Below are 17,357 nucleotides of genomic sequence, written 5' to 3'. Positions count from 1 at the left end.
TCCAATAGAACTTCCCCTTTACACCAAACCCAGGGTTTTTCATTGGAAAAATCCAATCGGAAGAGTTAGAACAGAAGAATGAAGTAGTCAGTAGTCAGAACAGGAGAAACCAATCCTAGAAAAAATAAAGAACCCATAATAGGGTTCTTTATTCTTACTTCTATGCAATTAAACGCTTCTGCCAACCGTTATAGTGCATCACTTTAGCCTTAGATGCTGAAATTTCCGGTGCCATCTTCACCATCAATCCACTTTCCGTTTCTGGACCCGGTTGAGGTTTCGGTTGAGGTTCCGGTTGCGGTTCCACTCCCGGTTGCGGCGCTACTTCTCCCCCCGCTTCCCCTGGTGAGCTCGGATCCACCGGAGCATTAGGATCTGTCGGAATATCGGGATCTATAATAGCATCAAGCCCTACCGGAGTTTCCGATGCCGGAGCATTGGATACGGGAGCGCCAGGCTGAATGTTGCCAGACCCCGCATACGTCCACGTCCCGGTATTGAAAAAGTAATTTTTACCGTTATTGCTGTCCCACTGCCCTTTTCCGTCATTGAAGCAGGCTTCCAACCGGGAAGCTGTTCCAATGTCGATCGTTAGCTTACTATAACCCGATACTTCGGAGGCTTCCATCGCTACGCCCGGCACCGCAGTCCATGTCCCGCCTTCCGGACGATAATGGATATACGGCTTAGCATAGCCATGTTTATAGTATACGGTCACCTTATTAGCGGCACTTTGATCCGGGGCTCCCTCAACAATTTGCCCACTGCCTTTATAAGTCCAGGTTCCTGTATTAAAGAAATAATTTTTGCCATTATTGCTGTCCCAGCTATTCTTCCCGTCACTAAAACAAGCCTCTATGCGTTTAGCAGTCCCTATATCTATAGTCAGTTTGCTATAGCCAGGTACTTCGGAGACCTCCATCGCTACTCCCGGCACGGCAGTCCATGTCCCGCCTTCCGGACGATAATGGATGTACGGATTAGCATAGCCGTGCTTATAGTATACGGTCACCTTATTTCCGCCCGTCCCTGCAGGCCCGGTTTAACTTCTAACTCCGCACTAGCCGGAGACTCGTTATTAGCCGCATCACGGGCTTTGACTGTATACAAATATTTTGTTTCCGGGGTAAGCCCGGTATCTGTATAAGTAGTGGATGAGGTAGTGCTGCCAACCTTGGATCCATTGCGGTAAATATCATATCCCGTGACCGCGATGTTATCGGTTGATGCGTCCCAAGCCAAAGCTACCGTCTTATCTGAAACAGCGGTAGATCTCAAGTTTCCTGGAGCAGTCGGGGCCTTCGTATCCCCTTCTCCGTCAGGATTCGCATCATGCCATGTACCGTCAAACCACCCATCCGCGCTTCTTGTAAATCCAGGCTTATTTTGTCCCGGATTCTGTTTGCCGCTGCCATCCCGGAAGATCAGGGTAGCACTGTCAACACCTTCAATCTTATAGGAATACCAGTCCCCATTCTCTTTGATCATGGCCGGAGCGGTAGCCCACGTCGGCTCGGTAACTTTAGGAGAAGTTTCGTAGTAGTACAAGTACGGCGTACTCCAGTCGGCCGGTTTCTTGAAGCGAATCGTCAACCCGGCGTCCGGATCCTTCTTGGTATACTTGTATTCCTGAGATGATACGCCTTCTTCATTTTCAGCATACAATCTCAAAGTGGTAGATTCATCAAATTCCAAGCCTTCGCCAATCGTAAGTTCAGTTCCGTCCGTAAAACTGATTCCCTGCTTCGGATCGGATCCATCCAGTGTGTACTTGCCGCTATCCGCCTTTTTCAAATGCAGCGTAATTTTCACTGTGTCCGTTTTGTAATTTCCGCCGCCAGGAGATGCGGATACGATTGGAAGATTGGTCTCCGCTCCTTGTTCAATTAAAATCAGGCCGGTTGCTCCCGGTGTAAAAGTGGCAAAACCGCCGCTTACAATAACCTCATTACCGGTGTATGCGTCACGAACCAGTGTGCCATCAGGGAACACGGATGCCACATTCACCTTGGTCGGGTCCGAAGCCCCTACCACAACGACAACCTTATCTTCTATTCCGTTCTTGCTGTAGGTCCGTTTAAAGGTATATGGACTGTCGCTGATTTTTGCATGGCTGCCCGCTCCCACCGAGATATGGTTGTTGCGGAACTGACCTACCTTCTGCCAGTGCGACAATACGTCCTGATTCAGATTATTCCAGTTCATCGACGAACGGGTGCCTTGCTGCGGATCCGAACCGGTCTCCCCGAAGGCTCTTCCCGCTTCGTCTCCATAGAACGTTTGAACTCCGCCTGGCAGTAGTAACAGTGCCGTACCAGCTTGAATCAATCGGCCTCTGTCATACAAGCGGGTATCATGCGAAGAAATATAGCTCAATACGTTAAAGTTGGGATCGCTGTTAATCTTGGAAGCATAATCGGAATAAATGCCTTCCAGGGAATTAATATTTGCATCCTGGAACGAGAAGTTAATAATGGAATCGAAACCGTTATTGAAGTATTCACTTTTTCCTACGCCATGTCCCCATACTTCACCGGTCATCCAGAAATTGTCGGTCCAGTCCGCTCCCGGCTTATCCGGATTGTTCTGTCTCCATCTTTCCAACGCGGCACTGCTTTCATTCTTGAGCTGTTTCCAACGGTTCATGTCCACGTGCTTCGCCGTGTCCGCCCTGAATCCGTCGATTCCGAATTCTTCAACCCATGCCGCCAGCCATTTGCTGATATAATCGGCCGGTGCTACGCCTAAGTCTTTACGCAAATTCTGTGCCGCTGGAACAATCCATGGATTGTAACCGTTCGTCTCTTTCCCCCATTTCGTTTGCAGTAGAGGAGCAAGACCGATGTTGTTAGTCACACTGGTGCGGAAGTCCGGCAAATCCCCCACACACTGGGTTAAATCACTGCCTCCGCAATTCTCATACCCCGCAATGCCGGCGCGGACCCAGCTCCCCCACCATTTGGACCAGGCAGAGGAATCTTTATAGTTGATCATGTCATGGAAGCTATGCCAGGTTTGCCCGTTCCCTGGCGCCCAGCTTGAGCCAATGCCATTTCTTGCCCCGTACCCGTATTCCTCCATATCTTTGATAGTCGCATATCCGGGGTGGTTCATAATGACGTCAAGTACGACCCGAATGCCCTTTTCATGGGCCGTATCGACAAACTCGCGCATATCTTCCACCGTACCCATGTTTTTATCAACCATCGTGTAATCCTGAGCATAATACCCATGGTAACCGTAATGGGCAAAATCGCCGCCGGTTCCGCCGCCTACCCAGCCGTGCATTTGCTCATATGGCGCCGTAATCCAGATTGCGTTCGTGCCAAGCTCTGTGAAATAGCCTTCGTTCAATTTTTGTGTAAGCCCTTTCAAATCACCCCCATGAAAGGTCCCGATATTTTTTCCGGTTGCATCGACGCTTGGTCTTCCGTAAGAATTGTTGTTACTCGGATCTCCATCCTTAAAGCGGTCGGTCAGCACAAAGTAAACGTTTGCATTATCCCAGCTAAATGTACCGGATGGAACAGGTTCTTCTTGCCCGTTATCCTCCTCTATTTTTATGGAAAAAGCGCTGCTCGCATCAGACTTTTGTCCGGCCGTATCAACAGCAATTACAGTGTAAGAATACGTAGCGCCCTTCGTTACAGCATTATCGGTATAAGAGTTTGTTGCGGAAGTGCCAATCCGCGTACCGTCTCGAAGGATTTCATATTCCTTAATCCCTTTGTCATCCGTAGAGGCGCTCCAGGTCAGGCGAAGAGATGTTGATGAAGCAGTACCTTTCAAATTTTCCGGAACGGAAGGCGGATTATCCGTCTGGGAACCGTCGGGATTCGTATTATGCCAGGCGGTACCGTCATACCAACCTTCTGCGTTCCTTAACAATCCTGACTGGTTCTGTCCGGGAGCCTGATTGCCGTTCGCGTCCTTAAAAATAATCCTGGCGCTATTCGTTTTCTCAATGATATAGGTATACCATTCCCCAGTTTCTTGCGTCATTGCCGGTGCCGAGGCCCAAGCCGGTTCCCCCGATACTTTGGGCGATGTTTCGTAGTAATACAATTGAGGCGTTCCCCAATTCGCCGGCTTCTTGAAATGAATCTTCAGTCCCTCTCCCTGTTCAGGGGTAGGGCCGTCGGATTTTTTGACCCATACGGACACAGACCCGCCATTGACTTTAAAATCTCCATTTCCGGACGAATTGATAGTTACGGTGTCGGAACGATTTCCGGTAATATCGACCCAAGTCTCTCCGGCATGCTGTGTTCCCACATACATCGTCTTGGAACCGCCGGCACCGTCGGTGATCAGGGTAGCTAATCCGGAATTCGGCTTTGTTGCAAGGCCTTCACGCGTCCATCCGATAATATCATTATGGTTGAGGTAATCGTGCTGATTGCCGTAAGCGTAATCTTTTCTCGCTTTGAGGAGCGGATCTAATTTATCCTTCAATCCTTTGATGTTATTATTCGGAATGCCGTAATAATCTCCGTAAAATACGGACGGATACCCCTGTTCTCTTGTCAAAATATAAGCATACGCCTGTGGCTTAAACCAGTCGGATACCCAAGAAGTCAGCGACTGTCCGGGCTGTGTATCGTGATTGTCCACAAAGGTTACTGCATGTAAAGGATCTGCATTGACCAGTGTTCCTTGCCCTAAATTCCGCATATCAAAGTTGCCGTTGCTGTTTGAAGCCGATTGGAATCGATAGTGCAGCGGAACATCAAACAAAGAAACACTGCTTCCGACTTTATTTAAATAATTTTGCAGCTTGCCGAGATCCCCGCTCCAAAATTCGCCGACGGAAAACAATTCTTTGCCTGTTTTAGATCTGGCGTTGGCCACAAAATCCTTCATGAAGCTATATTTAATATGCTTCACACCATCAAGCCGATACCCGTCGAGATTCAACGTATTGGCATACCAGACTCCCCAATTTTTGATTTCGTTCACCACGTCCGGATGGTCATAATCAATATCTTCGCCCATGAGGTAGTCGTAATTCCCGTTCTCCGTATCTACTTCCCAGTCCCAGTTTTTGCCAGAAAATTTATAAACTCCTTCTTTCTTGTTATCCTCATTCCAGCTTGCCCCGTCAAAATGCTGCCATCTCCACTTAAAACCGGAATACTTATCGCCCCGGCCCGGAAAGTCATATTTTGTCCAAGCCTTAATATTATAAGATCCTGAGGTTTCGCGGTTCCGGTCATTCCCCGCTACTTCGACGGCATTGCCGCTTTCCGTACCGTCCCCGCCCATTTTATGATTGACTACAACATCCCCATAAACACTAATCTTATTGTTATGCAGAGATGTGATTGCCTGCTGAAGCTGATCCTTTGTTCCGTATTTCGTTCGAACCGTACCTTTTTGATGAAACTCGCCCAAGTCGTAAAGATCATAAACGCCATATCCGACGTCGTTGATACCGGCTTGCCCTTTGTACGCCGGAGGTATCCATACTGCGGTAATGCCGATGTCGCTTAAATGCGAAGCATCTGCCTGCAGATTGTTCCAAAGGTTCCCGTTATTCGGTAAATACCATTCAAAATATTGCATCATCGTGCCATTCACAGGCTCCGTTGCCGTACTCTGGTTATCTGCCGCTGCAGCTGTTTGAGTTGGAATTGCCGGTGTGACGTAGATGGAAGTAACCAGGAATATAAAACTAAGGAAAAAAGATGCTCGCCTTGTCAATCTTTTTATCACTTGATTTACTCCTCTCACAATTTTAATTTTTGTGCAAACGTTTGAATGAATTTCAAAAAAAAACTACACACACTTAAACTCCCTTTTACAGTGCAAACGTTTGAATTTTTGGGTTCGCAACCACCTCCTGATCTATAAAACTCACATCTCTCCAAAAAAACTGCGTTGTAAACACTTACATAAATACATATGTTTAATTTTGGGAGTTGATAAGTGGATTGTAGCAGAAGCTGTCACCCATTGTACATTGCATTTTACGAATTCAGGACCTGCCATGTAAAAAACAGGAAGTAAGTCGGATTGTTTAAAACGTCCCTCTTTGGTTAATAGTAAACGACAAGCAAAATTAATAAATTTGAGGTGATACGAATGGGTTTCTTATGGTCTTTAATTATTGGTGGAGTAATCGGTTGGTTGGCAGGTTTGATTATGGGCAGAGATATCCCCGGAGGTATCATTGGGAATATCATCGCAGGTTTCATCGGTGCTTGGCTTGGCAGCATGATCTTGGGGAATTGGGGTCCGGTCATCGGTGACTTCTACTTCATTCCTGCATTGATTGGTGCGGTTGTCCTAGTATTTATCGTGAGCCTGATTATGGGCTCAATGAGACGTAATCGTTCTTAAGATTCACTTTGAATAAGCATTGAAAATAGGAGAACCGCCCTATATGGGCGGTTCTTTTATGGTTATACCCGGTCAAGCGGACTCATCCCGATATTCCGTAGGCGTCATCCCCGTGACCTTTTTAAATACCTGAGTAAAATAACGCGGATCTTGGTACCCTACCAGAGGGGCGATTTGATACACCTTGACCTGACTGTTCTTCAATATATACTTAGCCTTTTCAATCCGGCACTGTGTTAAATACTCCAGGAAGGTAAATCCGGATACCTGCTTAAACAGCATGCAAAAATGGCTGATACTCAAATCCGCGACTTCGGCAACCTCTTCGATGCTCAAATCCTTGTGGTAGTTGTTGGAGATATACTCTTGCGTTTTGGAAATGACCTTATGAATATTTTCTTTGGGCTGGGCTTCTTTTCTCTCGCGAATCCATTTCCCCAAACTGGCTTTGAGAACACCGATCATTTCGTTCAGAGTCCCAAGTGAGTGAATCTCCTGCAGCAAGCCTTCAAGCGACCACTCCGGCAGCAGCTTCATATGTTCGAATTCGCGATAGAGAACAACAGTCAGTTCCACAATCATGCGTTCCGCCGTTTCTTTGCCAAAAGCCTGCGTTTCGATATAAGTCTTCGTCTCATCCAACAGGACGATTAACCGTTCATCTTCAAGCGTGCGGATACATTCGAGCATACGGGCTTCAAGGAACTTAGGATATTTGATTTCCCGGGTCGCTCCCAATTCCGGAATCGGGTCCACAAACACGCCTTCCTGATCGCGGTAGAAACGCTGATATAACGCCTTTGCAGCACTCTGGTAAGCCTCACTCAGCTGCTCTATCCCTTCTGCAGATTGACTGAATCCGATCGAACAGGACAGTTTTGCATTGACCTTGATCTGATGTATGATATCGTTCCCCAAACTCTCTCTCTTGTCTCTTAATGAACCCGGAAACAGAATGACCCATTCTCCGCTGTGAAAAGGAAACACGGTAAGCGCTCCATGCGATAAGGACCATTCGCTCAAAATGTTGCGGATCGCAAACAACCACAGCCTTCGCTCTTCCATGGACCAGCTCTCATTCAATTTCATATAATGATCCAATTGGAGAACCGCCACGAAATAATCGTCCTGCAGCTCGCTGCTCTCCAGCCACTGCATATGCCGCAGGTGGTTATCGCTGGGATTGCCCTCCAAAAACTCCGCAAACATCCGCTCCCTTGCCAACATGGACAATACCTGCACCGAGTGCAGCAGCTTCTCGTTCTCCTGTTGCTTTTCCAGCGTCTTCTTCGCGCGCATGATCATTTCAATCAGTTCCTCATGATCGATCGGTTTGAGCAAATAATCAAATGCTCCTTCCCGCAGCGCTTCCCTGGCATATTCAAATTCTCCGTACCCGCTGATAAAAATAAACAGGCGCTTGGCGTTCTCCGCCATGACTTCCTTCATCAGGCTAATTCCGTCCAAGCCCGGCATGCGGATATCGCTGATGATCATATGCGGGGACAGCTCGCGAACCAGCTTAAGGGCATCCTCCCCGTTTCTTGCATCACCCACGATTTCCAGATCCAGCTCATTCCACGGAATGGCCACCTTCAAGCTGCGCAAAATGATCGGCTCGTCATCCACGAGAATAACCCGGTATTTTGCTTCCTTGGCTTCCATACGACTCCTCACCTCCTGGCCATCACTCGGGCAGTGAACTTTTTCGTTGCTTCCAGTATTGCTCCGAGGTCGCTTGAATTTCATCCAAAGCCTCATTCGGCGAAACGCCGCCGGATATAATATCCTCGATTACTTTCAGGAATGTCTTGGTCACTTCCGGTGACAGCACATTGTCATACGCCAGAAAAATGCTGTCGCTCTGTTCCATGAGACTTACCACTTGGGCAAACACAGGACCGGTTTTCTCCGCATCGAAGGATATTTTCATCGATGGAATCCGAAGTCCCTCATAAACAACCCGCCTTTGAATATCCTCGGTGTAAAAAGCCTGCATCAAATCCAGCGCGGCCTCCCGCTTGGCTTCTTCCAAGTTCGAGGAAAGAGCGATCCCGATCGTATATCCTCCCGCCAGCGAGCTTGGCTGATCCGGAAGCAGGGTAGGGAACGTAATCACGCCGACCCGGTTCGGGAAATCATCCGGCTCTTCTCCGTTATGAAAGAGATTGATATCCCAGCTCCCATTCACATACATGGCCGCCTTGCCGGAAGTAAACAGCGCGATCGCCTCTTCCGTCGACAGATCATTGGCCGGATTGCTGAAGGCTCCTTCAGAGACCCAATCTTTAAAATGCATAAACGCCTGTAAATAAGCGCTATTGTTAAAATCCACGGCCTCATTGCCTTTGGTGAGCTCATTAATCAAATCCGGCCCCGCATAACGGTCCATCAAATAGTGAGCAAAAATCGCGGCCGGCCAGCGCTCCTCATTGCCTAGAGCAAAAGGAATGTACCCTTTATCTCTCAACAGCTTGACGACGGCGTCCAGTTCATCCAGCGTTTTCGGCGGGGTAATCCCCAGCCGTTCGAAGATTTCTTTATTATAATAAAGCGGCTCCGCATGTCCTTCCAAGGGTAATCCGTAAATTCGGTCATCGTAGGTCCATAGATGAAGGTCTTGGAACTTCTCCTTCAGCCCGTTATCACGGACGAAACCCGTCAAATCCATTAAGCGATTGGACCGGACATAAGGCTCTATTTCCGCCCCCGCAAATAACACGAACATGTCGGGCGGCGTCCCTGTCACCATCTCACTTTTCAGTTTCCGTTCGCGGTGATCGGTTTGGTCCATCCCCTCGAAATTCACCTTCACGTTGGGATGCGATTTTTGAAAAGAATCCACGACTTCCTCGAAAATGTGCAGCATTTGCCGGTCATGTTCCTTGATCCAGAAATGGCGGAAGGTCAACGTGATCTTCTCGGTTTGCTTCTCCTCGATCGGTTCGCTGCCGTTCATCGCAATGATCATTACCGAGATACCAAGCACAAGTGCATACATGACAATCCAGCCCCAGTTTACAAACCATTTCACGCCTCTCTTCCCCCTTTAGAGGTTGTTCAAAAAGTCATCTTTCCATGACGAAGCGGATCATGATGCGGATTCGACGTCGAATCTTGAATTCAGCCGGGCCTTCCGTTGCTCACGTACCTCATGTACGCTCCGCTACTCAGTCCCTAGCTTCATCCAACCTTCTTGGTCCTGAAAACCTGTCTTTTTGAACTCCACATTTTACGTATTGATCTTCGGTATTCGGATTCGGATGATAGACCCGAAGCCGGGGGAAGAACATATCATGATGCCGTAGTATCCGCCGAATCGTATGCTCAATCGCTCATGTACATTTTTCAAACCGACGCCGTTTTCCCGGTATTTCTTCAAATTGCCCCGGTCTTTGCTCCAAAGATGCATCAGCGTTTCCTGATCGAACCCCGGGCCATTGTCCATGACATCGATCAGAATATCCCGTTCCCCGTCCCGCGCGGTAATTGAAATAAAGCCTCTTCCTTCCATCGGCTCGATTGCATGATAGAGCGCATTCTCAACGATCGGCTGTACGATGAGCTTTTGCGTCTTGTAATATTTCAATGATTCCGGAATTTCAATTTGATAGGAAAACTTGTCCTCAAAACGGTATTTCTGAATATCCAGGTAATGCCGGACATGATCCATTTCCATGGACAACGGAATCAGTTGCTGATTTTCACTGATACTGATCCGCAGCAGTCTGCCCAGCGACACCACCATTTTGCTGATGTCCTTATTGCCTTGCAGTACGGCCATCGAGTTAATCGATTCCAGCGAGTTATAAATAAAATGAGGATTGATCTGTGCAACCAGCGCCTGGAGCTCAACCTCTTTTTTTCGCGCCTGCTCTACTTGAACTTGTTCGATCAGTTCAGAAATTTGCTTGCTCATCCGATTAAAGCCGTCCATCAGCAAATCCGTCTCGTCCTCGGATCGGACCATCGGCGGGATCGGCACGAATATGCCCTGCTGAACCCTCTTCATCCCGTTTACAGCGCTGATAATGCTTCGAACCAGCCTGCGCACGAAATAACGGTCGAACAAAAAAGCCGATATCAACGAGACCAGGACAAGAATCACAGCGATATTCCGGATATTGATCGATTCCGAAGCAATAAGCTTGCTCGGGGTAATCGCTACCAGATACCATTCCTTGTTATGGGAAGGCAAGAAAGTAATCAGCGACTTCTCACCCAAATATTTATCAACATAATATCCCTTTTCGTTTGTTTCGACATCCGTCAGAAAAGGAAAGTCCGTACGTTCCCCAATATGTTCGCCCGATTTGTCAAATACGATATTCCCCTGTTTATTGACCAGTAAAATATCCCCTTGTTTCAGGGTGGCGGTATCCCAAAATACTTGATCCAAAATATCCGGTTTTACATAAATTACAACCGCACCGATATCTTCCAGCGAATAATAATCTTTGATTACGCGAGCCTGGATCAAAACCGGCTTCCCCGTGGAGGCGCTGCCATTTTCGCCCGGACCGATCCAGATCGGCCGGCCTTCCGCGGCTATCATCGCCTCATACCAGTCCTGATGGCTTAACGAATCGAATGTCATCGCGTCATTGTATTGGTACAGCAGCTTATCTTTCGAATAAAGTCCGAATGAACTGATCATCGGATGATTGATTGAATTGTTGATCTCTTGCCTTTGTTCGTAGGTGACGACAAATGTAGGCTCCTTCAAGGTCTCTTGGATGACCTGTTGCGTTATCGCCGAGTTGGAGATGTTCGTTATTTCGTTTAACGCATAATTCAGCTTCCGGTCTGTCTCCAGCAACGATACCCAATAAAAGTTGGTGGATTTCTTTTCCATGGTGTTTGAGAAGCTGAAATACGAAATCGAGCCCATCAAGATAACCGGGATAAACACAAGAAGAATAATAGCCAGCAAGATTTTCCGACGGAGCTTCATCTGCGCCCTCCCTCCACAATCTCCTATCTCTATTATTCTTCATTATGCTTTATATTTCCTTGCTCTACTATAATAAAGCTCGCCTAACTTTTAATTGCGCCTGAAGTCAAGCCTGCAATTACCCACCGGCTGAACAACAGGAATACGATGAGGAGCGGCAGCGTCGCCGTAAAGGTGGCCGACATGATCATGCCGAAGTCCAGACCGTCCTTATTGGTGAACAACTGCTGCAATGCGATCTGAATCGTGTAATTCTCTTTGTTTTTTAACACGACCAGAGGCCAGAAGAAATCATTCCACACGTTCATAAAGTTAAGAATACCCAGGGTTGCCATTGCCGGGGTGACGACCGGAATAGCGATTTTCCAGAAAATCCGGAAATGTCCGCCGCCGTCGATCCGCCCCGCTTCCAACAGTTCGGAGTGAACGGCTGAAGCGATATACTGCCTCATCCAGAAGATCCCGAACGCATTGACCATTGCAGGAACGATAAGTGCTTTGTAGCTGTCGATCCAGTGCAATTTAGCCATAATGACATACTGAGGAAGCACACCCAATTGTGCCGGTACAAGCATTGTTCCGATAACGCAAACGAACAGAACATTTTTCAGAGGAAACTCATATTTAGCAAAGGCGTACCCTGCCAGGGTACAAAGGAATACTACAGACACCGTAACCGCCGAAGATACGACAACCGAATTCAGCAGCGCCCGGAAAAAGTCGGTCCGTTCCAGAACACGCGAGAAATTGTCAAAGAAGTGTGTCCCTGGAGTCAGCAAAGGCGGCATTTGAAAGGCCGCATCCTTGTCATTGGTCGCAACCACAAACATCCAGAAAAACGGGAAGACGGAAACCAGTGCCCCAATGATCATAAAGAGATAAAAGAACGTTTTCCCTAAGACTCCGGGTTCATCCGGCTTTTTTCTTACTGCGATACTACTCATGCTCTCTTACCTCCCGTATCTCCGCCCATACGGCTTGATAGCAACATGTTAAGCACGGAGAAAAGAATTGTGGCGACAAACAGAAGGACCGCCGTGGCCGCTGCCGTTCCGAAGAATCCGTTTCTGAAGGCTTCACTGTACAAATAAGTAACCATCGTAACCCCTTCTTGGCGTGTAGAACCCGTACCGCCTTGACCGAGGAACACATATGGTTCGGTAAAGAGCTGCAGTGCGCCGATGGTCGATGTCAGGGTAACAAACAGAATAAATGGCCGCAGCAGCGGAAGTGTAATATACAGCAACTGCTGTCCGCGCGTGGCACCGTCAATTCTGGCCGCTTCATAAATATCCGTCGGGATACTTTGCAAACCGGAGAGGAAAATAATTGCGTTATACCCCATCCACCGCCATAGAACCATGGTGGAAATGGCTATTTTTACGCCCCACCAACCCGAGTTAAATGGAACGCTGTCCAAGCCTAGGTTGTTCAAAAGCCAGTTGATCATCCCGTTGTTTCCGAACATGGTGCTGAACACCAGGGTAACGGCAACAATCGAAGTGATATTCGGCATGAAGTACAAAATACGGAATGTATTCTTGAATTTATTCAAAGCCGAGTTGAGCATGACGGCCACGAATAGCGCCAAAATGAGCTGTGGCACTGTACCCATCAAGGCCATGATGATCGTATTGCTAAAGGAAATCCAGAAGGTTGGATCACTAATAATTAAATCGTAGTTTTTGATCCCTACATATTTCATAGGTCCTATTGCGTCCCATTTGAAGAAGGACAAATAGATCGTAAAGATGATCGGATACAGTCCGAATATAGCGAACAAAATGAAAAATGGCGAAATAAACGTATACGCCGTGAGCTGGCTGCGTCGTTTCTCGGTCCAGAAATGCCTTTTCGGCGGTATCGACTGGGCGGGACTCGCTGTAGCTGTGTCAGCCATGAACGCACCTCCATGAAGTAGTTGATAAACCCGAATTCGCAGGGGCAATAGTCGCCCTGCGAATTCGGATAAAGAAATCGTGATATTAGATCTTCTTACTAGCTGCGATCAACCAGAGTCTTGATTTGTTTCATCGCGCTATCCCATTCTTTTTGCGGATCCGCTTTTTTCTCAAGAACGTTCTTGAGCGCGTTTTTGATAATGGTATCGGCTTGGTCATGAAGCGGACCATAGTAAATCGGTTTTACGGTTTGAGCCGCTTTTGCGTAAGCTGCGGATGTAACTTGACCTGCGAAGAAATCGTCGCCTTTTTCCGTGAATGCAGGATCTTCATAAACAGCTGGGATTGTTGGGAACAAACCGCTGTCCGTAAACGATTTCATTTGGTTTTCTTTGTTCAGAACCCAAGAGATAAATTCATAAGCTTCTTTCGGATGTTTACCTTCTTTAGGCAGTGTCAGGAAGGAACCGCCCCAGTTTCCTGCGCCTTCAGGCATTTGAGCGATTTGCCATTTGCCTGCGGAATCTTTAGCATTTTTGATTGTACCTGCGATCCAAGCTGGGCCGAGCATTACGCCGAAGTCGCCTTTGTTGATCGCATTTTGCCATTCAGGAGACCAGAGAACCCAGTTGCCGATCCAGCCTTCTTGAATGCCTTTTACGGTAAAGTCATATGCTTTCTTAACTTGCGGATTGTCTGCCCCGATAAAGGAGCCGTCTTCTTTACTGAAATAAATTTCGCCTTCGGATTGGTCACGAACGCCGTTGTAGACGAGGTCCGTCAAGTCAGCAAACGGTTTGCCGGTTTTATCTTTGAAAGCTTTGGCAACGGTTGCAAACTTATCCCAAGAGTCGATTGCTGCACTGAAACCGTCCGGATCCGTAGGTAAGCCGGCTTGTTCAGCCACATCCGTACGGTAGTAAACTACAGTAGGACCGATGTCTGTTGGAAGACCCAATTGTACTTTCCCGTCCAACGACGTAACTTGCTTCCATTTCCAGTCGAGGTAGTTAGCTTCGATATCTTTAGCACCGAGGTCATACAAGTTATAGAACTTGTCGGTGTTGTTCATGAACCGTTCTACGAACGCAATTTCAAGTTGGAAAATGTCAGGAGCGCCTGATCCCGCGGACAACGCTGTCGTCAGGTTGTTGTGATGGGCCGTTTGGTCGGCAGTGTTTTGGAATTTGAAAGTAACGTTAGGATGTTCTTTGGTATATTCCTTCGCCAAATCCTCATAGTTCGTTACGCCCAGCGACCAGAATGTGAGCTCAACTTTTTCCGCCGGCTCTGTTTTTGCATCATTCGTTTTTTCGCCCTCATTACTATTTGTTGCTGCTGGCGTGTTTCCGCCATTGTTTGCCGTTTTGTTGTTGTTTCCTCCGCAAGCGGCCAAGGAAGCAATCATCAGAACAGCTACCAGCAGAATTGCCCAAGGTTTGGTTCTCTTCATCGACTTAATAACCCCTTTCTAAAACTCTTATTTTCATTATTAGTGTAATGGAACCGCTTCGAACTTTTGAGGAGGCAATATTGCGATTTATGGTTGGAATTTTTCTGATGCAAATCAAATAGCCGATCTTCACACCTTTTGCAGGCGGAAAGATCGGCTGTTTTAGAATGCAGCTATTAAATTTATATTAGGCTGACGAGCGGTTTACTACTACTATTCGGAATCGGCAGTTCGGCGATTGTTGACCGACCGCACGGATTATCCCTTACAACAATCCGGCTACGTCTCCCTGTTCATTGAGATGAATGCGCTCCGCCGCAGGATGTTCAGGCAATCCGGGCATGGTAACGATGTTTCCGGTATGCACGACGACAAACCCGGCTCCAGCCGATAAGGTCACGTCCCGAACTTGCATGGTAAAGTGATTCGGAGCTCCCAGCAAATTACCTTGATCGGAAAAAGAATACGGCGTCTTCGCCATGCACACCGGCAGATGTCCAAAGCCCTGGCGCTCCAGGTCACGGATTTTTATCTCCGCTTTAGGCGTGAGCTTTATGCCTTCACCCCGGTATATTTCTTTTACGATCGTTTCAATTTTCGCTGTAATACTTAAATCATCGGGATAAAGAGGGGCGAACCGGGAAGGCTCATCTTGTAGCATGTCCCGTAATGTTTTCGCCATTTGTATTCCGCCTTGGCTGCCTTTCGCCCATACCTCGGAAATCTCAGCTTTAATACCTAAATGCCGGCACTCCTCAATAATGAATGAGATTTCTTCCTCCGCATCGTTAGCAAAGTGATTAATCGCCACCATTACCGGAACGCCGAATTTCTGAATATTCTCAAGATGCCTTACTACGTTGGCCATACCTATTCGCAGTGCTTCCATATTGGATCCGTCAAGTTCGGACTTAACGACGCCTCCATTGTATTTCAATGCCTTCACCGTAACTACCAATACTGCCGCATCCGGCTTTAGTCCGGCTTGCCGACATTTGATATCGAAAAATTTCTCCGCGCCAAGATCAGCCCCGAATCCCGCTTCCGTCACGACAACTTTAGCCAGCTTCAGGGCGGTTCTGGTGCCGATGACGCTGCTGCATCCATGAGCGATATTCGCAAAAGGCCCACCGTGAACAATCGCGGGCGTACCTTCCGAAGTTTGCACCAAATTCGGCTTAATCGCATCCTTCAGCAGCACGGTCATCGCATCGATCGCTCCTATTTGCGATGCCGTAATCATTTCACCTGCCATATTGTAAGCCACTACCATGCGGCTAAGACGCTCCTTAAGATCCTGCGGATCCTCACTAAGGCATAGCACAGCCATCACCTCGGAGGCCGTCGTAATCATAAAGCCGGATTCATGCACGCTTCCGTTCCCCTCGCCAAGCCCGACTACGATTTGCCGGAGGCTCCGGTCATTCATGTCCATGGCACGCTTCCAAACAATGCGCCCAGTGTCTATTTGAAGGTTATTCCCCTGGAAGATATGATTATCAATCATCGCAGCCAGTAAATTATGCGCGGAAGTAATCGCATGCAAATCACCGGTAAAATGCAAGTTTATATCCTCAGACGGCATCAATTTTGCCTTGTTATCGCCCGTGGCGCCACCCTTCATCCCTAAACACGGACCCAGCGACGGTTCCCTTAAGGCGGCAATCGTTGGCTCGCCAATCGCGTTGAGCGCCTGTGCCAGCCCGATCGTTGTCAGCGTCTTCCCTTCCCCTGCTGGAGTAGGATTCATCGCGGTTACAAGTACCAATTTCCCATCCGGACGATCATCGAAGTCCCTCGCTAAGCTTAAATCAAGTTTGCTTTTATACCTTCCGTACAGCTCCATATATTTCTCCGGTATCTCAAACGACCCGGCTACTTCTAGTATCGGCTTCATCCCCGTAAATTACCTCCACAATTGTCAGTCTACCTTATGTAAATGACACAACTCTTATTGTACATGAGTTACCATCTTCATGTCCGTGACGAAAATGACGGAAATAAGGAGGTTAGTTATCTGATAGACTCGCGGACTCCGTAATGATTGAAGTTAGACCTCTTCGTAATATTTGTTGGAGCGTTCACCGGAGTATTCACCGGAAATTCCTCTATATCGGCATTTTGTCTCTGTGGCACTTCGCATCGGCAACCTCACGCCAACTGCCCTCGTTATATTGAATTTGTTGGGGGCCACGCATGATACCCGTTTCTATGCCTAATACCTGGCTAATTAAATGTATTTCCTACAGCTAATTTTGTCTTGAAAGGCTGCTGATGTGATTTAGATGTATAACCTACAGCTAATTCCGCCCTTTTCCTCATTATCGGCTTAAACCCTCCGAATTAGCTGTAGGTTTTACAGTTATTTGTCTCGAAAGAGCTTATCTTGCCAAAATAACTGCAGGTTTTACAGCTAAATGCACACTGCGAGGATGTTTTTGTTCATGCGCCTGAGCTGATTGACCTTATTACGTAGAATTGTTGGGTTTGACGCGTGATGCCTGGCTAATTAACTGGATTTTATGCAGCTAATTTTGCCTGGAGAGGCTGCTGATGTGATTTAGCTGTATAACCTACAGCTAATCTATAAAGCCCCCTAATCACCTTGGACACTTTCAGGCTAAACGATATACAATAAAAATTAGCTGGAGGTAGTTCGAATGAGAGTTCAGCACAGTAAGTTCGATGAGCTGCGAATACAGGTCGT

The 17,357-nt window shown here is 47.5% G+C and carries 9 protein-coding genes and 2 pseudogenes; 1 reads left to right on the top strand and 10 read right to left on the bottom strand.

Going from position 1 to position 17,357, the window contains the following annotated elements; translation table 11 throughout:
- Positions 1–445: 445 nt before the first annotated feature.
- From KJS57_RS26770 to amyS, 3 genes and pseudogenes are all read right to left on the bottom strand, one after another.
- A pseudogene (locus tag KJS57_RS26770) lies at positions 446–1,030 on the bottom strand (carbohydrate binding domain-containing protein); the annotation flags it as partial.
- The gene (locus KJS57_RS09190) at positions 1,009–4,164 is read right to left on the bottom strand and encodes a starch-binding protein (RefSeq protein WP_244861479.1); all 3,156 of its coding nucleotides are present in this window, start codon (positions 4,162–4,164) and stop codon (positions 1,009–1,011) included. The gene KJS57_RS09190 and the pseudogene KJS57_RS26770, both read right to left, overlap by 22 nt.
- Positions 4,144–5,664 (bottom strand): annotated as a pseudogene (gene amyS, locus KJS57_RS26410) (alpha-amylase); the annotation flags it as partial. The pseudogene amyS and the gene KJS57_RS09190, both read right to left, overlap by 21 nt.
- A 420-nt stretch (positions 5,665–6,084) precedes the next feature.
- Here amyS and KJS57_RS09185 point away from each other — a divergent pair.
- Entirely contained in the window at positions 6,085–6,342 is a 258-nt protein-coding gene (locus KJS57_RS09185) for a GlsB/YeaQ/YmgE family stress response membrane protein (RefSeq protein ID WP_211026164.1), read from the top strand.
- 72 nt (positions 6,343–6,414) lie between these two features.
- Here KJS57_RS09185 and KJS57_RS09180 read toward each other — a convergent pair whose 3' ends face one another.
- The 7 genes from KJS57_RS09180 to KJS57_RS09150 form a co-directional block, all read right to left on the bottom strand.
- Positions 6,415–8,007 carry a response regulator gene (locus KJS57_RS09180; RefSeq protein ID WP_213654540.1) on the bottom strand — a complete coding sequence of 531 codons (1,593 nt, stop codon included), beginning with the start codon at positions 8,005–8,007 and terminating at the stop codon, positions 6,415–6,417.
- Between the two features lie 22 nt (positions 8,008–8,029).
- Entirely contained in the window at positions 8,030–9,376 is a 1,347-nt protein-coding gene (locus KJS57_RS09175; protein ID WP_213654539.1) for an ABC transporter substrate-binding protein, read from the bottom strand.
- A 198-nt stretch (positions 9,377–9,574) separates the two neighbouring features.
- Entirely contained in the window at positions 9,575–11,296 is a 1,722-nt protein-coding gene (locus KJS57_RS09170) for a sensor histidine kinase (protein ID WP_211026170.1), read from the bottom strand.
- Between the two features lie 83 nt (positions 11,297–11,379).
- Positions 11,380–12,240, bottom strand: coding sequence for a carbohydrate ABC transporter permease (locus KJS57_RS09165; RefSeq protein WP_211026172.1), 861 nt, complete (start codon positions 12,238–12,240; stop codon positions 11,380–11,382).
- Positions 12,237–13,196 carry a carbohydrate ABC transporter permease gene (locus KJS57_RS09160; protein WP_211026174.1) on the bottom strand — a complete coding sequence of 320 codons (960 nt, stop codon included), beginning with the start codon at positions 13,194–13,196 and terminating at the stop codon, positions 12,237–12,239. The genes KJS57_RS09165 and KJS57_RS09160 overlap by 4 nt, the downstream gene beginning before the upstream one ends.
- Positions 13,197–13,294: 98 nt before the next feature.
- Positions 13,295–14,650, bottom strand: a complete 1,356-nt coding sequence (locus tag KJS57_RS09155) for an ABC transporter substrate-binding protein (protein WP_213654538.1) — start codon at positions 14,648–14,650, stop codon at positions 13,295–13,297.
- Between the two features lie 265 nt (positions 14,651–14,915).
- Positions 14,916–16,547, bottom strand: coding sequence for a formate--tetrahydrofolate ligase (locus KJS57_RS09150; protein WP_213654537.1), 1,632 nt, complete (start codon positions 16,545–16,547; stop codon positions 14,916–14,918).
- Positions 16,548–17,357: the final 810 nt, after the last annotated feature.

The sequence above is a fragment of the Paenibacillus vini genome (genome assembly GCF_018403325.1).
GTDB classification, from domain to species: domain Bacteria; phylum Bacillota; class Bacilli; order Paenibacillales; family Paenibacillaceae; genus Fontibacillus; species Fontibacillus vini.
This window is presented reverse-complemented; position numbering and strand designations above follow the sequence as displayed.